At 61.7% G+C, this 20,138-nt stretch carries 17 protein-coding genes; 13 read left to right on the top strand and 4 right to left on the bottom strand.

All coding sequences use genetic code 11. From position 1 onward, the window contains the following. The first annotated feature begins 67 nt into the window (after nt 1-67). The 3 genes from DKB71_RS31705 to DKB71_RS31695 all read left to right on the top strand — a co-directional run bounded on the left by DKB71_RS31705 (nt 68) and on the right by DKB71_RS31695 (nt 2,768). Entirely contained in the window at nt 68-850 is a 783-nt protein-coding gene (locus DKB71_RS31705) for a sulfite exporter TauE/SafE family protein (RefSeq protein WP_408599258.1), read from the top strand. 90 nt (nt 851-940) lie between these two features. Next, entirely contained in the window at nt 941-1,747 is an 807-nt protein-coding gene (gene lgt, locus DKB71_RS31700) for a prolipoprotein diacylglyceryl transferase (protein WP_408599257.1), read from the top strand. Nucleotides 1,748-1,796: 49 nt separating this feature from the next. Continuing rightward, nucleotides 1,797-2,768: a thymidylate synthase gene (locus DKB71_RS31695; protein ID WP_274073599.1), complete on the top strand. Its 972-nt coding sequence runs from the start codon at nt 1,797-1,799 to the stop codon at nt 2,766-2,768. Nucleotides 2,769-2,894: 126 nt separating this feature from the next. Here DKB71_RS31695 and cadR read toward each other — a convergent pair whose 3' ends face one another. Next, nucleotides 2,895-3,344: a Cd(II)/Pb(II)-responsive transcriptional regulator gene (cadR, locus tag DKB71_RS31690; RefSeq protein WP_408599256.1), complete on the bottom strand. Its 450-nt coding sequence runs from the start codon at nt 3,342-3,344 to the stop codon at nt 2,895-2,897. An 85-nt stretch (nt 3,345-3,429) separates the two neighbouring features. Here cadR and DKB71_RS31685 point away from each other — a divergent pair, with 85 nt between their 5' ends. The 8 genes from DKB71_RS31685 to DKB71_RS31650 all read left to right on the top strand — a co-directional run bounded on the left by DKB71_RS31685 (nt 3,430) and on the right by DKB71_RS31650 (nt 13,888). Further along, a complete protein-coding gene (locus DKB71_RS31685; protein WP_408599255.1) occupies nt 3,430-5,688 on the top strand; it encodes a heavy metal translocating P-type ATPase in 2,259 nt (752 codons plus the stop codon). 16 nt (nt 5,689-5,704) lie between these two features. Then, a complete protein-coding gene (locus DKB71_RS31680; RefSeq protein ID WP_274075691.1) occupies nt 5,705-6,568 on the top strand; it encodes a LysR family transcriptional regulator in 864 nt (287 codons plus the stop codon). A 212-nt stretch (nt 6,569-6,780) separates the two neighbouring features. Then, entirely contained in the window at nt 6,781-7,857 is a 1,077-nt protein-coding gene (locus DKB71_RS31675) for a putative 2-aminoethylphosphonate ABC transporter ATP-binding protein (protein ID WP_408599254.1), read from the top strand. Further along, nucleotides 7,857-9,581: a putative 2-aminoethylphosphonate ABC transporter permease subunit gene (locus tag DKB71_RS31670; protein ID WP_408599253.1), complete on the top strand. Its 1,725-nt coding sequence runs from the start codon at nt 7,857-7,859 to the stop codon at nt 9,579-9,581. The genes DKB71_RS31675 and DKB71_RS31670 overlap by 1 nt, the downstream gene beginning before the upstream one ends. Before the next feature lie 33 nt (nt 9,582-9,614). Continuing rightward, nucleotides 9,615-10,640, top strand: a complete 1,026-nt coding sequence (locus DKB71_RS31665; protein ID WP_274075688.1) for a putative 2-aminoethylphosphonate ABC transporter substrate-binding protein — start codon at nt 9,615-9,617, stop codon at nt 10,638-10,640. A gap of 196 nt (nt 10,641-10,836) precedes the next feature. Beyond that, the gene (locus tag DKB71_RS31660) at nt 10,837-11,895 is read left to right on the top strand and encodes an IS110 family transposase (RefSeq protein ID WP_274078160.1); all 1,059 of its coding nucleotides are present in this window, start codon (nt 10,837-10,839) and stop codon (nt 11,893-11,895) included. 302 nt (nt 11,896-12,197) lie between these two features. Further along, complete coding sequence (locus DKB71_RS31655) at nt 12,198-13,331, top strand: TIGR03364 family FAD-dependent oxidoreductase (protein ID WP_408599252.1); 1,134 nt, start codon at nt 12,198-12,200, stop codon at nt 13,329-13,331. Then, nucleotides 13,331-13,888 (top strand): phosphonate degradation HD-domain oxygenase, encoded by a 558-nt coding sequence (locus tag DKB71_RS31650; RefSeq protein ID WP_248685973.1) that lies wholly within the window; start codon nt 13,331-13,333, stop codon nt 13,886-13,888. Before DKB71_RS31655 ends, DKB71_RS31650 begins: the two co-directional genes overlap by 1 nt. Nucleotides 13,889-14,025: 137 nt before the next feature. On the opposite strand, the gene DKB71_RS31645 is transcribed toward DKB71_RS31650, so the two are convergent. Together DKB71_RS31645 and DKB71_RS31640 are read right to left on the bottom strand one after the other, a co-directional pair. After that, on the bottom strand, nt 14,026-15,402 hold the full coding sequence (locus DKB71_RS31645) for a GTPase/DUF3482 domain-containing protein (protein ID WP_323606640.1): 1,377 nt from the start codon (nt 15,400-15,402) through the stop codon (nt 14,026-14,028). Then, complete coding sequence (locus DKB71_RS31640) at nt 15,395-16,765, bottom strand: DUF2868 domain-containing protein (RefSeq protein WP_408599251.1); 1,371 nt, start codon at nt 16,763-16,765, stop codon at nt 15,395-15,397. Before DKB71_RS31640 ends, DKB71_RS31645 begins: the two co-directional genes overlap by 8 nt. A gap of 85 nt (nt 16,766-16,850) precedes the next feature. Here DKB71_RS31640 and DKB71_RS31635 point away from each other — a divergent pair, with 85 nt between their 5' ends. Together DKB71_RS31635 and DKB71_RS31630 are read left to right on the top strand one after the other, a co-directional pair. Further along, nucleotides 16,851-17,363, top strand: a complete 513-nt coding sequence (locus DKB71_RS31635; protein ID WP_408599250.1) for a dihydrofolate reductase — start codon at nt 16,851-16,853, stop codon at nt 17,361-17,363. A gap of 220 nt (nt 17,364-17,583) precedes the next feature. Beyond that, the gene (locus DKB71_RS31630; RefSeq protein ID WP_408597243.1) at nt 17,584-18,546 is read left to right on the top strand and encodes an IS110 family transposase; all 963 of its coding nucleotides are present in this window, start codon (nt 17,584-17,586) and stop codon (nt 18,544-18,546) included. Between the two features lie 87 nt (nt 18,547-18,633). Here the strand turns inward: DKB71_RS31630 and DKB71_RS31625 are convergent, their stop codons facing one another. Then, the gene (locus DKB71_RS31625; protein WP_274075682.1) at nt 18,634-20,025 is read right to left on the bottom strand and encodes an L-cystine transporter; all 1,392 of its coding nucleotides are present in this window, start codon (nt 20,023-20,025) and stop codon (nt 18,634-18,636) included. Nucleotides 20,026-20,138: the final 113 nt, after the last annotated feature.

Below are 20,138 nucleotides of genomic sequence, written 5' to 3'. Positions count from 1 at the left end.
AGTGGAGCCTGAGGCCATGCATCCGTTACCATGCCGCTCCGGTTTTGGGGTTGGGTGGGGAAACAGCATGGAATTTCTGCTCTATCTGGCGCTTGGCGCCTGCGCCGGAGTGCTGGCCGGGCTGTTCGGCGTGGGGGGTGGAATCATCATCGTCCCGGTGCTGGTGTTCAGTTTCAAAGCGCAGGGATTTGATCCGTCGATCCTCACGCACCTGGCCGTGGGCACCTCGCTGGCGACGATCATCTTTACCTCGGTCAACGCCATTCGTGAGCATCACCGCCGCGGGGCGGTGCGCTGGCCAGTTTTTGCGTGGATGACCCTGGGTATCCTGGTCGGTGCGGGTTTTGGCGCACTGACCGCCGAAGCGATCTCCGGGCCCAACCTGCAAAAGATCATCGGCGTGTTCGCCCTGGTCATCGCCGCGCAGCTGGCGTTGGACCTCAGGCCCAAGGCCAGCCGAACGGTGCCGGGGAAAGTCGGTCTGACTGTTGCCGGCAGCGTGATTGGCTGGGCTTCGGCGATTTTCGGCATTGGCGGCGGTTCGCTGACCGTGCCGTTCCTGACCTGGCGCAGCGTGCCGATGCAGCAAGCGGTGGCGACGTCGTCGGCTTGCGGCCTGCCGATCGCGTTGTCCAGTGCATTATTTTTCATGATTCTGGGCTGGCACGATCCATTGCTGCCAGCCCATAGTCTCGGTTTCATTTATTTGCCGGCGTTATTGGGCATTGCCCTGACCAGCATGGTCTTCGCCCGCTTCGGCGCGCGACTGGCGCACAATCTGTCGCCCAGGTTGCTGAAAAGACTGTTTGCCGCTTTGCTGTTCTGCGTTGGTCTGAACTTTCTAGTCTGAAGCATCTGCTCTGACGGGCAGCACAATCCTGGCTTAATCCTGAGGTGGCAGCGTCGCCCGGGAATTGATTTGAACTCATGAGGAGTCGCAATGCTGCCTTACCCGCAGATCGACCCGGTGGCCCTGGCCATCGGTCCGCTGAAAATCCACTGGTACGGGTTGATGTACCTGATCGGCATCGGCGGTGCCTGGCTGCTGGCGTCGCGCCGGTTGCACCGCTTCGACCCGACCTGGACCAAGGAGAAGCTCTCCGACATGGTGTTCTGGATGTCGATGGGGGTGATCGTCGGCGGCAGGCTGGGCTATGTGCTGTTCTACGACCTGAGCGCCTATATCGCCAACCCGCTGCTGATCTTTGAAGTGTGGAAGGGTGGCATGTCGTTCCACGGCGGCTTCATCGGCGTGATGCTGGCGGCCTTGTGGTTCGGTAAAAAGAACAACAAGTCGTTTTTCCAGCTGATGGATTTTGTCGCACCAATGGTACCGATCGGCCTGGGTGCCGGGCGTATCGGCAACTTCATCAACGCCGAGTTGTGGGGCAAGGCGACCGACGTGCCGTGGGCGATGGTCTTCCCGACCGACCCGGCGCAACTGGCGCGTCACCCCTCGCAGCTATATCAGTTCGCGCTCGAAGGCGTGGCGCTGTTCCTGATCCTCTGGCTGTACTCGCGCAAGCCGCGGCCGACCATGGCGGTGTCGGGGATGTTCGCGCTGTTCTATGGCATCTTCCGTTTCATCGTCGAATTCGTCCGCGTCCCGGATGCGCAACTGGGCTATCTGGCCTGGAACTGGCTGACCATGGGCCAGGTGCTGTGCGTGCCGATGATCGTCGGCGGGCTGTTCCTGATCTGGCTGGCGTATCACCGCGCCCCGGCAACTCCAGCGGCAGCCGTATAAAATTCGAACCCCGCAGCGATGGCTGCGGGTTCAAGGACACAGGTAACTCATGAAGCAATATCTCGAACTGGTCGCCCACGTCATCAAGAACGGCACCAAACAGGCCAACCGCACGGGCGTGAACACCATCAGCTTTCCGGGCGCGATGCTGCGCTACGATCTGAAGGAAGGTTTCCCGGCGATCACCACGCGCAAGATGGCCTTTAAATCGGCCATCGGCGAGATGTGCGGGTTCTTGCGTGGCGTGAACAATGCCGCCGAATTCCGTGCGTTGGGCTGCAAGGTCTGGGACCAGAACGCCAACGAAAACGCCCAGTGGCTGGCCAACCCGTTCCGCCAGGGTGAAGACGACCTCGGTGAGATCTACGGCGTGCAATGGCGCAAATGGCCGGCCTACAAGCAGATCCCGGTCAGCAACCCGGCCGCCATCGAGCAGACCCTGAAGCAAGGCTACCGCCAGATCGCCGAAGGTGAAGAAGATGGCCAAGCCTACGTGGTGCTGTACAAGGCCATCGACCAGGTTCGCCAGTGCGTCGACACCATCATCAAGGACCCGGGCAGCCGGCGCATCCTGTTCCACGGCTGGAACGTTGCCCAGCTCGATGAAATGGCCTTGCCGCCATGCCATCTGCTGTACCAGTTCCACCCGAATGTAGAGACCAGGGAAATTTCCCTGACCCTCTACATCCGTTCCAACGACCTGGGCCTGGGCACGCCGTTCAACCTCACCGAAGGCGCCGCGTTGCTGAGCCTGATCGGGCGCCTGACCGGCTACACGCCGCGCTGGTTCACCTATTTCATCGGTGATGCCCACGTCTACGAAAATCACCTGGACATGCTCAACGAACAGCTCAAGCGCGAGCCGTTCCCGATGCCGAAGCTGGTGATCAGCGACCGTGTGCCGGAGTTTGCCAAGACCGGTGTTTATCAGCCGGAGTGGCTGGAGCTGGTGGAGCCGAGTGATTTTTCGCTCGAGGGCTACCAGCACCACGCACCCATGACCGCGCCAATGGCCGTCTGAAGCACAACACCGAACCCATGTGGGAGCGGGCTTGCTCGCGAAAGCGGTCTGTCAGCCGACATCTCTATCGACTGACACGGCCTCTTCGCGAGCAAGCCCGCTCCCACATTTGGATTTGCGGTGTTCTTAGTGGCCGTGGCTGCGGCCTACATGTGAATGCTCCACCTCCGTCGCCACAACCCCGCCACTCACTTCCAACCGCTGCAAAATCCCGCACTGATCGACATCCGGCCCTTCGCCACAGCGTTGGCGCAGGTCGAGCAACTGTGTCTGCAACGCCATCAACCCATCGATCCGCGCCTTGACGTGGTGGATGTGCTCGTCGATCAGCGCGTTGACGCTTTCGCATTGATCCTGCGGACTGTCGCGGAAGGCCAGCAGGCTGCGGATTTCCTCGAGGGTCATGTCGAGGGTGCGGCAGTTGCGGATGAAGGTCAGGCGTTCGGCGTGGGCCTGGGTATAGACGCGGTAGTTGCCGTCGCTGCGGGCCGGCTCCGGCAGCAGGTTCTCGCGTTCGTAGTAGCGGATGGTTTCTACGGCGCAGTCGGTGAGTTTGGCGAGTTCTCCAATCTTCATGACGGCAATCTCCAAATGGGTGCTTGACCCTATAGTGGCTACAGGGTCTTTACTTGGCAACAGGCACCTTCAAGGACGCGACCTGATGAGCGATTCCCTTCATACCCACAAACCCGAGGCTGAGCACGATCACAGCCACAAACTGCAGCCTGTGCAGAAACATGCCCATGGCAGCCATGGTGATTCCTGCTGTTCGTCGAAAGCAGCACCATCGCTGATCAAGTTGAGCGAAACGCCGACCGCTGGCGCGCGGCTGAGCAGTTTCCGCATTGAGGCCATGGATTGTCCGACCGAGCAAACACTGATCCAGAACAAACTCGGCAAGCTGGCGGGTGTGCAGCAGCTGGAATTCAACCTGATCAACCGTGTGTTGGGCGTCACCCATGACCTGCCGAGCACCGCGCCGATCATCGACGCCATCAAGTCCCTCGGCATGCAGGCCGAGCCGATAGAGAAGGGTGTTGAAGCACCCGCGCCGGCTCCAGAGAAGAAACCCTGGTGGCCTTTGGCGCTGTCAGGTATTGGCGCACTGGCCGCGGAAGTGATCCATTTCACCAACGCTGCGCCTAACTGGGTGGTAGCGATCATTGCGCTGGTCTCGATCCTCAGCGGCGGCCTCGGTACCTATAAAAAAGGCTGGATCGCGCTTAAGAACCTCAACCTGAACATCAACGCACTGATGAGTATCGCCGTGACCGGCGCGATCCTCATCGGGCAGTGGCCGGAAGCGGCGATGGTGATGTTCCTGTTCACCGTGGCCGAGTTGATCGAGGCCAAATCCCTGGACCGGGCACGCAACGCCATCAGCGGCCTGATGCAGATGACCCCGGAACAGGCCACGGTGTTGCAGGCCGACGGCAGCTGGACCACGCAAGATGTCAAAACCATCCAGCTCGGTGCCCGGGTGCGGGTGCGACCTGGCGAGCGCATCGGCCTGGACGGTGAAGTGGTGTCCGGCAGTTCGACCATCGATCAGGCGCCGATCACCGGTGAAAGCCTGCCGGTGGAGAAAACCGTTGGTGACAAGGTGTTCGCCGGCACCATCAATCAGGCCGGTTCCCTGGAATATGCCGTGACCGCTGAAGCGAACCATTCGACGCTGGCGCGGATCATCCACGCCGTCGAACAGGCTCAAGGCGCGCGGGCACCCACCCAGCGATTCGTTGACCAGTTTTCGAAAATCTACACGCCGGCAGTGTTCATCCTAGCCCTCGCGGTGGCGGTGATTCCTCCACTGTTCATGGGTGAGTTGTGGTTCGACTGGATCTATCGCGCACTGGTCTTGCTGGTGGTCGCGTGCCCCTGCGCACTGGTGATTTCCACCCCGGTGACCATTGTCAGCGGGCTCGCCGCCGCCGCGCGCAAGGGCATTCTGGTGAAGGGCGGGGTTTATCTGGAAGGCGGCTACAAGCTCGACTACCTGGCGCTGGATAAAACCGGAACCATCACCCATGGCAAGCCGGTGCAGACCGATTATCTGTCGCTTGACCCGACTGCCGACGAATCTGCTCCGGCGCTTGCCGCCGCGTTGGCCGGTCGTTCGGATCACCCGGTGTCGCTGGCCATCGCCAATGCGGCTGTGGATAAACAACTGGCGCCGCTGATTGTGGATAACTTCGAGGCGCTGGCCGGGCGCGGGGTGCGCGGTGATATCAATGGTCAGACCTATCACCTGGGCAACCATCGGCTGGTGGAAGAGCTGAACCTGTGCTCGCCCGAGCTGGAGGAGAAGCTGTTCGCGCTGGAAAAGCAGGGTAAATCCGTAGTACTGCTGCTAGATCAATCCGGTCCTTTAGCGCTGTTCGCCGTGGCCGACACGGTGAAGGAATCCAGCCGCGAAGCGATCCAGCAGCTGCATGACCTGGGCATCAAGACCCTGATGCTCACGGGCGACAACGTGCACACCGCCCAGGCGATTGCCGCGCAGGTTGGTATCGACGAGGCCAAGGGCGATCTGCTGCCCAGCGACAAGTTGCAGGCAATCGAAGCGCTGTATGCCAAAGGGCATAACGTCGGCATGGTGGGTGACGGCATCAATGACGCGCCGGCATTGGCCCGTTCCGAAATTGGTTTCGCCATGGCGGCCGCGGGTACCGACACCGCAATCGAAACCGCGGATGTCGCCCTGATGGACGACGATCTGCGCAAAATCCCCGCGTTCATTCGCCTGTCGCGGCAGACCTCGAGCATCCTCAAGCAGAACATCGCCCTGGCATTGGTGATCAAGGCGATCTTTCTTGGGGTAACCTTCGCCGGGCTCGCTACCATGTGGATGGCGGTGTTTGCCGACATGGGCGTGAGCCTGTTGGTGGTGTTCAATGGACTGCGCCTGTTGCGCAAATAGACGATGAGGGATGGTTGTGCTGAGTGCCGAGCTGAAGGCGTTTTACATGGTTGCCCGCCTGGGCAGCATCACCCTGGCAGCGAAAAAGCTCGGCTTGAGCCAACCCACTGTGACCACCCAGATTCGCAACCTGGAAAGCCAGTACTCGGTTGAATTGTTCTACCGAGGCGGCCGCCGTCTCAGCGTCAGCGATGAGGGTGCGCGGCTGTTGCCGATGGTCAAGGCGCTGCTGCAGCAGGAAGCCGACATCGAGTTTTTCCTGCGCAACAGCGGGCAGGTCCAGGGCACGTTGCGCATTGCCGCCACGGCGCCGTATTACATCCTTGACCTGGTGAAGACCTTCCGCGAGCGCCTGCCGCAGGTGGAAGTGTCGGTGGAGATCGGCAATTCCCAGCAAGTGCTGGAGGCGCTCGAGGACTATCGGGTCGATGTCGCGGCGTCCTCGCAGTTGCTGGAGGATGCGCGGCTGATTCGGCGGGTGCTCGGCAGTGATCCGCTGGTGCTGGCGGTGCATCGCAATCATCCGCTGGCGGTACACGATCACGTGTCGCTGGGTGCCTTGGCGGGGCATACCTTGTTGATGCGCGAACCGGGTTCGACCACCCGTCGTTTGACCGAAGAGTTGCTTGCCAGCGCCGGTGTGTGTTTCGGGCCGCTGCTGGAGATCGGCAGCCGCGAATCGATCCGCGAGGCGGTGTTGCGCAACATCGGCATCAGCATCATTGCCCGCCAGGAAGTGCCGCACGATCCTCAGTTGCGGGTGCTGACGATCGAGGATGCGCCGCAGATACCTGAATATTTGTATTGCCTCAAAGAGAGAAAAAACGCCCGGTTGCCGGCGGCGTTCCTGGGGTTGGCGCAGGAAATGTCTCCGGCCTGAGATCTGCGGTGATTGTTCGGTCCTCTTCGCTGGCAAGCCAGCTCCTACAGGGGAATGCGATAAACTGTAGGAGCTGGCTTGCCAGCGAAGGGGTCAGCACAGACACCGAACCAAAATCCTCGAATACCACTATCGGCAGTTTTTGCCTTACTGCCACATGACGGACGCATTACAACCCTAGGATGGCCCCATCTGCCAGATGAGGTCCGTCCATGAACAACTCGATCGCAACCGCCCTGACCAACCCCGGCGCCCCCATGAAGGTGCGCGGTGTACAGAAGCGCTTTGGCGCCTTTACCGCGCTGGACAACGTTTCCCTCGACGTGGCGGCCGGTGAGCTGGTGTGCCTGTTGGGCCCTTCGGGCTGTGGCAAAACCACCTTGCTGCGTTGCATCGCCGGTCTGGAGAAGCAGGACAGCGGCGAGCTGTACCTGGGCGATCGCGACGTTTCCCACCTGGCGCCCCAGGCGCGGGACTACGGCATTCTGTTTCAGTCCTACGCGCTGTTCCCCAATCTCACCGTCGAAGCGAACATTGCCTACGGCCTGGCCGGTAGTGGTCGCGACCAGGTGCGCCAGCGCGTTGGCCAGATGCTGGAACTGGTGGGCCTTGGCGGCAGCGAGAAAAAGTACCCCGGCCAATTGTCCGGCGGCCAGCAGCAGCGCGTGGCGCTGGCTCGCGCCCTGGCCCCGGCACCTTCGCTGTTGCTGCTGGACGAACCGATGTCGGCCCTCGATGCCCGCGTCCGTGAGCACCTGTGCACCGAGCTGCGCCAGCTGCAACGCAGCCTCGGCATCACCACCCTGATGGTGACCCACAATCAGGACGAGGCCATGCTGATGGCCGACCGCATTGCCGTGATGAACAACGGCAAGGTCGAGCAGTACGCCACGCCGCAGGAAATCTACAACCGCCCGGCCACGCCGTTCGTGGCGGAGTTCGTCGGCCAGGGCAACTGGCTGCCGTTCCAGCGCAGCAGCGACAGCCACGCCCAGGTCGGCGGGATGAACATGCGCCTGGCCGATGGCGGCGCCAAGACCGCGTCGGGCCGTCTGTTCTGCCGTCCGGAAGCGATCAACGTCAACCCGCCGGTGCACGAGGAAAACCTGTTCCCGGCCAAGGTTCGTGAAATCACCTTCCTCGGTAACCGTTGCCGCATGAGTTTCGAACTCGATCAATTGCCGGGCCATGCGCTGTTGGCGGAGCTGGCCCCGGAAGCCATGCCGCGCCTGGGCGCCCAGCAGATCATGGTCGCCTTGCCACCACGCAGCCTGCAGGTGTTTGCCTGATGAGCGCGAATATCGCGCTGCCGCTGCCGCAAAATCAGGTGCGGCAGACTTCCCGTGCCGAGATAGGCGACCGGCTGTTCGTGGTCGGCGGCAAAGTCCTTCTGCTGGCGTTGTTGGGCGTCGCCGTATTGATGCCGTTGCTGGCGATATTCTGGCGTGGCTTCAGCGCCGAGGCCGGGCAGGGGGGTGGTTGGGTCGCTGCCAAAGAGCTGGTGACCAGCGAGAACTTCCACTGGCTGCTGGGCAATAGCCTGAAGGTGTCCCTCAGCGTGGCGGCCATTGTCGTACCGCTGGCCTACCTGTTTGCCTACGCACTGCAACGCACCCTGATTCCCGGCAAAGGCATCTGGCGTGGCATTTCGCTGCTGCCGTTGATGGCGCCGTCGATGCTGCCCGGCATCGCGCTGGTGTACCTGTTCGGCAACCAGGGCATGCTGCGTAGCCTGCTCTCGGACAACATCTACGGCTTCTGGGGCATTGTGCTCGGTGAAGTCATCTACACCTTTCCGCATGCCTTGATGATCCTGCTGTCGGCCCTGTCCCTGGCGGATGCGCGCCTGTTCGATGCCGCTTCCAGCATGGGTGCCAGCCCGGCAAAAGCCTTCCGCAGCATCACCTGGCCAGCGACCCGCCAGGCGATATTCGCCGCGTTCTGCCTGGTGTTCACCCTGACCATCACTGACTTCGGCGTACCCGTGGTGGTCGGTGGCGACTATCAGGTGCTGGCGCTGGAAGCCTATAAGGCGGTGGTCGGCCAGCAACAGTTCGGTCGCGGCGCATTGATCGGCATGGTGCTGTTGCTGCCGGCGCTGTTCAGCTTCGGGGTCGATGCCTGGTTGCGTCGCCGTCATGGCGATTCCATGAGCGGTCGTGCCCAGGTGTTCAAGCCTGCGCCCTCGAAACTGCGCGACGGCTGCTACCTGGTCGTGGTCCTGCTGATCTGCAGCGCCTTGCTGCTGGTGTTCGGCATGGCGGTGTTCTCGTCCCTGGTGAAGTTCTGGCCGTACAACCTGTCGCTGTCGCTCAACCACTACCAGTTCAACGAAACCGCCGGCGGTGGCTGGCTGGCCTACGGCAACAGCGTGAAGATGGCGTTGTGCACGGCGCTGATCGGCAGTGTGCTGATTTTCACCGGTGCCTACCTGATGGAAAAAACCAGGGGCCAGCGCGGGCTGAACCTGACCTTGCGAATGCTCAGTTTCGTACCGATGGCGGTGCCTGGGCTGGTGCTGGGCCTGGGTTACGTCTTCTTCTTCAACCTCACCGGCAACCCGCTGCACGTGCTCTACGGGACCATGACGCTGTTAGTGGTCTGCACCATTGCTCACTATTTGACCACTGCGCAAATGACCGCCACCACCGCGCTGCGCCAACTCGATGCCGAGTTCGAAGCCGCCGCGCTGTCGCTCAAGGCGCCGCTGTATCGGCACTACCTGCGGGTCACCGTGCCGATCTGTCTGCCCGCGCTGCTGGACATCGTGCGCTACCTGTTCGTCTCGGCCATGACCACCGTCTCGGCGGCGATCTTCCTCTACAGCCCCGACACCATCCTCGCGGCGGTGGCGGTGCTGAACATGGACGACGCCGGCAACGTCGGCGGTGCGGCGGCGATGTCGACCCTGATTCTGTTCACCTCGGCGGGCGTGTCCCTGCTGCTGGCCTGGGCTTCGCGCGGTTTGCTGCGCCGCTCGCAAGCCTGGCGGCAGACCGCGCCCGGTCACTGATTCATACCCTCAACTCACATACAGGAAAAGATCATGTTCAAGCCTATGGCCCTGGCCGCTGCTGTCCTCACCGCTTTCAGCCTGAACGCCTTTGCGGCGAAAACCGAGTTGACGGTGTACACCGCCCTCGAAGCCGAGCAACTGAAGACCTACAAAGAGGCTTTCGAGAAGGCCAACCCGGACGTCGAGATCAAATGGGTGCGTGACTCCACCGGGATCATCACCGCCAAACTGCTGGCCGAAAAAGCCCGTCCGCAGGCTGACGCCGTGTGGGGCCTGGCCGCTTCGAGCCTGGCGATCCTCGACCAGCAAGGCATGCTGCAAAGCTATGCCCCGAAAGACCTGGGCAAGATCGGCGCGAACTACCGCGACGCCGCCAACCCGCCAGCCTGGGTCGGCATGGACGTCTGGGCCGCGACCATTTGCTTCAACACCGTCGAAGCCGAGAAACAGGGCCTGACCAAGCCCGTGAGCTGGCAGGACCTGACCAAGCCTGAATACAAAGGCAAGATCGTCATGCCTAACCCGGCATCGTCCGGCACCGGTTTCCTCGACGTCAGCGCCTGGCTGCAGACTTTCGGCGAGAAGCAGGGCTGGGCCTACATGGACGGCCTGCACCAGAACATCGGCCAGTACGTTCACTCCGGTTCCAAGCCTTGCAAACTGGCGGCGGCAGGGGAATTCCCGATCGGCATTTCCTTTGAATACCCGGCTGTTCAGCTGAAACGCCAAGGCGCACCGCTGGACATCATCCTGCCGAAGGAAGGCCTGGGTTGGGAGATCGAAGCGACGGCCGTGATCAAGGGCACTCCACATGAAGAAGCGGCGAAGAAACTGGCTGATTTCTCCGCCAGCGCCGAAGCGATGGATCTGTACAAGGAGAACTTCGCGGTTCTTGCGCAGCCAGGCATTGCCAAGCCGCAGACCGAACTGCCAGCGGACTACGAGCAGCGTTTGATCAAGAACGACTTCGCCTGGGCTTCGAAAAACCGTGACGAGATCCTGACCGAATGGCGCAAGCGCTATGACGGCAAGTCCGAGAAAGTGGCGGCCAAGTAAGATCTTCATCGGCTGACAGGGCCTCTTCGCTGGCAAAGCCAGCCCCTACAGGTAATGGCATACCCCTTGTAATTGGATGGACTCGCCCCAGCCGAGGCGTCAATGCGCCACGGTGGCAGTCTAAACAGCCAACGGCAGCGAGGGCGAGTCCATGAAAAAGCATAGTTCGATTGATCAATCCCTGTCTTCTACCGATTTGTCGGCCTGCACAACCTTGGCGGTCGATCTGGCCAAGCAGGTTTTTCAGGTCGCCGGTGAAGATGTTCTCGGCCAGGTGCGCTTCGAGCAACGGATCAAGTCGCGCGAGGCGTTCTATGAGTTTCTCCAAAAGTTGCCGCCTCATGTTGTGGTTTTGATGGAGACCGGTCCGGGTGCTCAAGCCTGGGCCCGGCAACTGCAAGACCAAGGTAATTCGGCGCGGATTCTTCCAGCCGGTTTGGTGGCCAAACATCGCAGTGGGCCAAAAAATGATCGCAACGATGCGTTGGCGATTCTGCGGGCTGGTCGCGATGAAAAAATCTGCGCAGTACCGGTCAAAAGCGTCGCGGCGCTGGCCATGCAGGCGTTGCATCGCGCCCGTCAGGGCTATGTGCGTCGGCGCACGGCCGTCAGTAATCAGATGCGCGGCCTGCTGCTCGAGCACGGTGTCGCCTTGGCGCAAGGCGATGTTGCGATCAGCCAGAAAATTCCGCGGGTGCTGGAAGATGCTACCCAGCCGGTGCCGGCCCTGCTGCGTGAACTGATCGACGAACTGCTGGCCGAGTGGCGCCATTTGGGCGAGCGCATCAGCGTACTGACGGGACGCCTGGAAGTGGCCGCCAACGCCGACATGACGGCGAAGCGACTGATGACTGTGCGCGGCATCGGCCCAGTCACAGCCACGGCCCTGGTGGCCAAGGAAACCAAGCCTGAGCGATTTCCCAATGCCCGCAAGTTTGCCGCGTACTTTGGCATGGTGCCTGACCAGCACAGCAGCGGGGAAAAGATCCGGCTGGGGGACATGACCAAGCGAGGTGATGCTTATTTACGCAGCCTGATGATCCAAGGAGCCCACGCGGTGCTGCAACAACTACGACCTGATTCCCAGCAACCCGATGACCGCCGCTTGTTGCACTGGATGAGCCGGTTGGGTCGTAAGGAAGCTGCGATCAGGCTAGCCAACCGCAACCTGCGAATCGTCTGGGTGCTTCTACAGAATGACCAGACTTATCGTCGCCACGCCGGAGATGGCCAGCAGGCAACGATGAGCCACTGAGCGACAGAGTTCTGCCACCGAGGTACCAACTGTCCGACCCTTTGCTGAAAAAAATTGACCCCAGGTAAGACCGGCGTGGATTGATGCCTAAGCTCCTACTGGCCTTCGAGGCCTGAATGTAATCGGCATACCACGAGCTTTTCCAATTTTGGCCAGAAGCCGAAGACGGCTTCCACGAATAGGCCTTATACATAGATGCAACGGGGCGACGGTTTTTTAAAAGCGGGTAGACAGTGGGGGCGAGTCCATACATAGGAGCTGGCTTGCCAGCGAAGGCGGTCTCTCATTCAGAGCACCTCTAGATGACACAACACAACGACATGCTGATCATCGGCGCCGGCATCCTGGGCCTGTCCCATGCCTATGCCGCCGCCAAGCGCGGTCTCAAGGTCAGGGTTTTCGAACGCAGCGCAACGCCTCTAGGCGCATCGGTGCGCAACTTCGGCCAGGCACTGGTCACCGGTCAACCCCCGGGCCCGATGCTGGAGCTGGCCCGGGCCAGTCGCGACATCTGGGGCGACTGGGCGCAGCTCGCCGGCCTGCAACTCAAGCGCAACGGCTCATACCTGTTCGCCCGCACCGAAGCCGAAGAACAGTTGCTGGAAGCCTTTTGCGCCGGTCGCGCCGTGGAACACGGCTACCGCGTCGAGCTGCTGCGTGACGCCCAACTGGGAGATCTGTACAACGGCCAGTTCCGCCATCACCGCGCGGCGTTGCACGGCATGGACGACCAGCAACTGTATTCGCGCGAAGCGATTCCGGCGCTGATCGACTTTTTGCGTCGCGACCTGGGCGTCGAGTTTCACTTCTCCACCCTGGTGCGCGACATCGAACCGGGCCGCCTGCACAGCACCGCCGGCAGTTTCAGTGGCGAGCAGATTATCCTCTGTTCCGGTCACGACTATCAGACGTTGCTTGCCGAGCAGATCGCCCAGCTCGACCCGCAAATCTGCCGCCTGCAGATGCTCCGCGCCCGGCCGCAGATCAACCTTAACCTGCAACACGCAGTGCTCACCGGTTTGAGCTGCGTGCATTACGGTGCCTTCGCCGATTTGCCCGAAGCCGCGGCGGTGCAGGCCGAGATCCTGCAACACGCGCCGCACTTGCATGAACACGGCATTCACCTGCTGATCAGCCCGACGCCCTATGGCGAGTTGATCATTGGCGACTCCCACCATTACGGCAGTGATCCGTCGCCCTTCAATGCCGAGCAGGTCGACGACTGGATGATCGAGTTGGCCGAGCAAACGCTGGGCTGCAAAGTGCAAGTGGTCGAACGCTGGCAGGGTGTCTATGGTTCACGGGGGCCGGGACCGTTTTCGTTCCTGCGTCCGGAAAAGGGCCTGAGCGTGGCATTGATGCACACCGGCGTTGGCATGAGCGTCGGGCCGGCCATGGCCGAACGTAACGTCGCCACCCTGTTGGGAGAAATCTGATGCAACGCAACGAGCAAGTGATCGCCGACGTGTTCGCTTTGTACGAGCGCTTCGGTGACAGCGACTACATCGGCGAGCCGGTGTCGCAGATCGAGCACATGTCCCAGGCCGCGCAACTGGCGATGGCCGAAGGCTTCGATGACGAAGTGGTGTTGGCGGCGTTTTTTCACGACATCGGGCATATCTGTACCGACAGTGCCGAGAACATGGGCGGCTTCGGCATAGTGAGTCATGAGCGGTTGGGCGCTGATTATTTGCGCCGTGCAGGTTTCAGCGAGCGGATGGCGCGGTTGGTGGAATATCACGTTCAAGCCAAGCGCTATCTGACGCTCAGAGAGCCGGGGTACTACGAGCGTCTGAGCGAAGCCAGCCGTCGCACCTTGGAATATCAGGGCGGCGTGATGTCCGAGGCCGAGGCCGATGCATTCGAGCAGGACCCGTTGTGCGCGGTCAGTTTGCGCATGCGCCAGTGGGATGAGCTGGCCAAGGAGATGCATGTGCCGGTGATTGATCTGGCGGTGTTGAAGGGCAAAGCATCGCGCCTGCTGGCGGCGTAAAGCCTGTGATACCGAGTTGCTGCATTCGCGAGCAAGCCCGCTCCCACATTGGATTTGTGATAGCCGCCGCACCAATGTGGGAGCGGGCTTGCTCGCGAAGGGGCCAGTGCTGGCAACATAGCTAATCGACCCAGCCGCTATAGCTGCTGCGCCAACACCTCAACCTGCTCCTGCCGCTCCGCCTGATTCAACTTCGGATGCGCATTAAGCGAAGACCACTGCGGATGCGCCCGCGCCCTGTTCAGCGCTTCCGGCAATTTACCTTCCCGCCAACTCTTGTCCTGCGGCGTGGCCACCTGAATGCTGTCCATCGCCGCATGCCCACGGGCGTTCAGCGCTTGCAGCAGTTGCCGCTGACGCAACGCCAGCAGCCGCAACACGCTGTCATCCACCGTCAGTTCGCGCTGGCCCTTGATCTTGCCCAGCAGGCGGCTGCCATAACTGCGCGCGGTTTGCAGGGCGCCGCCGGCAATCGCCCCGGCCAGGGCGGCAGCACCCAGCGTCAGGCCGCCGACCAGCAAGTCGACGCCGGCCCCCGCGGCGGCACCGGCAGCGATACCACCGCCCACCCGCACGCCCAGTTGCTTGAGGGTTTCGGGGTTGAACAAGTCATCGCCCCAACGCCCGTCGAGCAGCGGCAGATCACTGGCCGCGGCATCCTGCGGGCGAAACGCGTAGAGCTTGAGCAGCGCTTCGACACAACGCTGCTCGCGTTGGCGTACGGCTTTGCGCAGCTCATCGATCGCCTGCTGTTCCTGCTGCACATCGCTGACAACGCTGCGCCGGCACGCGGCGCAATCGATCAGCAATTCGGCAATCAGGCGCACGGCGCTGCGCTCACGGGCCAGGCGTTGTGCCTGCTGGTCGGCGATCAGGCGTTCCAGTTGTGGCCGTGCGGTTTCCAGCAGCAGCGCCAGGCTTTCATAGAGCCGGCGTTCGCCATCCTCCGGCGGTGCGACGCTGTCGAAGCGAACCAGCGCATGCAAACCAAGGCGCGCCAGGGCTTCACGCCACGCCGGCTCGCGGTGGTTGGCGCTGCTGACAAAATTCAGCACCGGCAGCAGGGGTTTGCCGCAGCTGGCCAGCACTTCCAGCTCATCGCGATACTTGGCCAGGACCGGTTCCCGGGCGTCGATCACATAGAGCCCGGCGTCCGACGCCAGCAACTGGCGCAGCACCTTGGCCTCCTGTTCGAAGCGCTGCCGGGCTTCGCTGCCCTCAAGAAAACGCGCCAGTCGTGCCGGGCCGTCCAGTCGCTCGCCGGGCCGCTCCAGGCGTTCGAGGTAGTCGAGCAGGGCGATGGCGTCTTCCAGTCCCGGGGTGTCGTAGAGATCCAGCAAGGGCTCGCCGTCCACCGACAACCGCGCGCCTTCGACATGCCGCGTGGTGCTGGGGCGGTGGGACACTTCGCCGAAACCGACATCGCGGGTCAGGGTGCGCAACAACGAGGTTTTGCCGACGTTGGTGTGGCCGACCACGGCGAGTTTCAGGGGCTGCTTGCTGGTGTCAGTCATGACCCGTCTCCAGCCAGTTCATCGGAGCGCAATCGGCGAACGGCAATTCCAGCTGTTGCAGCGCCACATGCCAGTCGCCCAGGCGTTCGGCGTCCAGCGCTTCCCCGGGCGGCGCCTGCAACAACCACACGCGGGTGGCGCTGGCGCTGCGGGCCAGTTCGGCGATCAGCGCCAGGCTGCCGCGGTCCGGCGAGCGCCGTGGATCGCACGCGATCGCCAGGCGCGCAGGAGGAAAACGGCTCAGTTGCTCGAGGAGTTTGTTGCGCGATTCGCGGCTGTCGAGGATCCCGGCGTTGCTGACGTTCTTCGCCAGTTGGGGCGGCCACGGACGGTCGTCGTCCAGCTCAATGGCGACCAACAGTGCGCCATCGCTGTGCTGTTCGCTGACGCCGCTCTCCACGCGATGAAGTTGTGCCGGCGCGGCATCGCTGACACCCAGGCGTTCGCTGGTGGGCATCAGCCGTTCGCGCAGTTGGGCATAACCGGGCAGGTTCAGGTCGAGCTGCAGGCTTGTCCGGCCGGACTTCCAGCGCCACAGGCAAAACAGCGCCAACACCAGGCGCGGCGCCACGCCGTAGACCAGCAACACGCCTACCAGCCAAGCCGCCCAGGCCTGGCGGGCACTTTCGATGTTCAGTGCGGCGTCGCCACTGGCGCGGATCATCGCCTCGGTGGGCACGCTGAAGCCGAGCAAGGCCGGTAGGGCGCCGAGGGCCTGGGTCACGGCAATGAAGGTGTCGGCACTGAGGATCGTGGTTTCCCAGACGAAGCCGTAGCGCCGGGTGGCCATCAACGTCAGCAGAACCACCAGGGCACTGAGCATTGCCAATAACCACAGGCCATTGACCAGTACGCCGATGGCCCAGCGATTGAGTTTCCGGCGTTGCAGCAACAGCAGCAGGGCCGGTGCCAGTTGCGCGGCCTTGGCGTCCCGGGCGAGTTTTTCGCTGAGCCACAACCACAGGCGCCCGAGGCTGGCGCCGTGCTCGCCGGCGAACACCAGGCCGAGGGCCCAGCTCAGCAGCAGGATCAGGTTGAGCCCGAGCAGACTGCCCAGCGCCCAGAACACATTCACCGGGTGCAGGCCGTCGCCCATGGCGGCAAAGGCCAGGCCGGCGCCGCTGACCACGGCCAGCACCGCCATAACGATCAGCGCCAGTCGCGCGCCTTGTTGCCAGTGTTTGAGTGCATCGCTCAGGCCATCGCGCTCGGCCAGCCACAGGGCCCGGCGTTGAATGCGCGTCGGCAGATCGCCGCCGGCGCTGCGGGCCAATCGGTTGGCTTCCAGATCTTCCAGGGGACCGGCGTGTTCTTCGCGCAGGCGGATGGTTTCTGTCAGCCAGAGAGTATTCAGTTCAGTCACGCAGCATCCCGTCGCTTAATTGAACTGTGAGCATAACCGCTGTGGCGCTTATCGGGGAAAGCGAGGCTCTGGTATCCTCGCCGGCATGACTAAATCACTCCCCCTCAGCCTGATCGCAGCCCTCGGTGAAAACCGTGTGATCGGCGTCGACAACAGCATGCCCTGGCACCTGCCGGGGGACTTCAAGTACTTCAAGGCCACTACCCTGGGCAAGCCGATCATCATGGGCCGCAAGACCTGGGATTCCCTCGGTCGCCCGTTGCCGGGGCGCTTGAACATCGTGGTCAGCCGTCAGGCGGATCTGGTGCTCGAAGGCGCGGAGGTTTATCCGTCGCTGGAGGCGGCCGTGGTTCGCGCTGAAGAGTGGGCGAAGGAGCAGGGCGTCGATGAGCTGATGCTGATTGGCGGGGCGCAGTTGTATGCGCAGGGGTTGGCGCAGGCCGATCGGCTGTACCTGACCCGCGTGGCGTTGAGCCCGGAAGGGGATGCGTGGTTTCCGGAGTTTGATTTGGGGCAGTGGAAGCTGGTGTCCAACACCGAAAATCCGGCTGTGGATGACAAGCCAGCGTACAACTTCGAAGTCTGGGAAAAAGCCTGAAAGCTTCGCGAGCAAGCCCGCTTGTATGTTTAGACTTGTAGGGGTGGTGGGACTAAAAGCCAGCATCTGACTCTAGCCAGTACAGACCGTGGGAGACTTCGCCCCACCCCTTCACCAAAGCGCCGATAAGGAATGCATCGGCCATGACCGACGATAGAAGCAAGCCAGCGCAATGGTGAAGCCCCGACAAGCCTTTAAACCCTAACCCGGAGCTTTCTTTGTGGCAATGAGTGTCTCGCGTTCTGTAGTCGGAGTGGATGTCGCCAAGGCCGAAGTGGTGGTCTATCAGGCCGACACGGATCTGCTGTTGCCCGTGTCAAACGATAAACCGTCTCTTACAAAGTGGCTGAAAACGTTACCTGCAAACAGCGCCATCGCGATTGAAGCCACCAATATCTATCACCTGGATACGGTTGAGCTGGCTCATGCAATGGGACATGTCGTCTATGTCATCGACGGTTTCCGTTTGAGTAACTACCGCAAAGGAGTGGGTGGCCGCGCCAAAACAGATGCCAGCGACGCGCGTTTACTGGCGCGTTACTTGAAGAACGAAGAGGAAGAGCTACGTCCTTGGAGCCCGCCGCCGAAGGTCTATACCAAGCTTCAAAGCCTGCTTCGAAGACGAGCGACATTGGTCCAGGCGCGTGTCAGCCTGACTCAAAGCTGGAACGACGAGCCGCTGCTGAAAGCGGCATTCAAACAACAGATAGCTGCCATGGGTCGATTGGATTTACTCATCCAGAAGAAGCTGTTGGAAGTCGTCAAAGAGGCGGGTCTGTTGGATCAAGTCAAACGCTGCCAGGCCGTAGAGGGGGTCGGTTTTCTTACCGCCACCGCACTGACGATGGCATTTCAACGTGGCGACTTCGCCAGTGGTGACGCCTATATCGCGTTTCTTGGAATGGATTTGAGAGTCTCTGATTCGGGGCAGATGAACGGACGTCGAAAGCTGACCAAGAAAGGTGACTCAGAAATACGGCGTCTGCTGCATAACGCCGCGATGGCTGCCAGTCGCTCGAAGACCTGGAAGCCATTTTACGAACGCTATCTGGAGCGAGGATTAAAGACGACTCAAGTGCTGGTCATCCTGGCTCGAAAGCTGGCACGAGTGGCGTTCGCCCTGATGAAGAACCAGAGCGAGTATCAGCCAAATCCAGTCTTGGGGGCTTCCCCCCAAACATAGAATCTCCCACATTGGATCTGTGAACGACACACATCCCCTGTGGGAGCGGGCTTGCTCGCGAAGAGGCCCGCTCAGGCAATGAAAGACTTAAGCGTGCGCCAACGCCGAATGCTCATCCGCATCCAGCAGCTCTTTATCCGTCTGCTGCATCACCTGGCTGGTAATCGCCCCGGCCGTCATCGAACCACTGACGTTCAACGCCGTACGCCCCATATCAATCAGCGGCTCGACCGAAATCAGCAACGCCACCAGTGACACCGGCAAACCCATCGCCGGCAACACGATCAACGCGGCAAAGGTCGCGCCGCCGCCCACGCCCGCCACACCGGCCGAACTCAAGGTCACTATCGCCACCAGCGTCGCGATCCACAACGGGTCCAATGGGTTGATGCCTACGGTCGGCGCCACCATCACCGCCAACATCGCCGGATACAAACCGGCGCAGCCGTTCTGGCCAATGGTCGCGCCGAACGAAGCGGCGAAACTGGCGATGGATTGCGGGATGCCCAGGCGGCTGGTCTGCGCTTCGATGCTCAACGGAATGGTCGCGGCGCTCGAACGGCTGGTAAACGCAAACGTCAGCACCGGCCAGATCTTACGGAAGAACCGCAGCGGGTTGATCCCCGCCGCCGACACCAGCACGCCATGCACCACAAACATCAGGCCTAGACCGATGTAGGACACCACGACGAAACTGCCGAGCTTGATGATGTCCTGCAGGTTGGAGCCAGCGACCACCTTGGTCATCAGCGCCAGTACGCCGTAAGGGGTCAGCTTCATCACCAGGCGAACCAGGCGCATCACCCAGGCTTGCAGGGTGTCGATGGCGTTGATCACTTTCTGACCTTTTTCCACGTCATCCTTGAGCAGCTGCAAAGCCGCGACCCCGAGGAACGCCGCAAAGATCACCACGCTGATGATCGACGTCGGCTTGGCCCGCGCCAGGTCGGCGAAGGGGTTTTGCGGAATGAACGACAGCAGCAACTGCGGCACATTGAGGTCCGCGACCTTGCCGGCGTAGTCGGTCTGGATGGTTTGCAGGCGCGCCATTTCCTGGGTGCCGGCCACCAGGCCCTCGGCGGTCAGGCCGAACAGGTTGGTCAGGCCGATGCCGATCAAGGCCGCGATGGCGGTGGTGAACAGCAGCGTGCCAATGGTCAGGAAGCTGATCTTGCCTAGCGACGAGGCGTTGTGCAGGCGAGCCACAGCGCTGAGGATCGAGGCGAATACCAGCGGGATCACGATCATTTGCAGTAGCTGCACATAACCGTTGCCCACCAGGTCGAACCAGCCGATCGACGCTTTCAACACCGGGTTACCGGCACCGTAGACAGTGTGCAACGCCACACCGAACGCCACGCCCAGCACCAGGGCGAGCAGGACTTTTTTCGCCAGGCTCCAGGTGGTGTGGCGGGTTTGTGCCAGGCCCAGGAGCAGGGCGAGGAACACCAGCAGATTGAGAATCAGCGGCAGATTCATGAGGACTCCGAAAGTGACTTGTGCCAGCTACCTTCCGGGGCAGCTGCGAACCGGCAAGCCTAACAGCTTGATTTACAATGAATTAATATCAAAAACGTCTGGTGACTGTCGTT

Source organism: Pseudomonas sp. PLMAX (genome assembly GCF_046042685.1).
In the GTDB taxonomy this organism is placed as follows: domain Bacteria; phylum Pseudomonadota; class Gammaproteobacteria; order Pseudomonadales; family Pseudomonadaceae; genus Aquipseudomonas; species Aquipseudomonas putida_AE.
The sequence above is the reverse complement of the archived record's forward strand: the minus strand, read 5'-3'. Positions and strand labels throughout refer to the sequence as shown.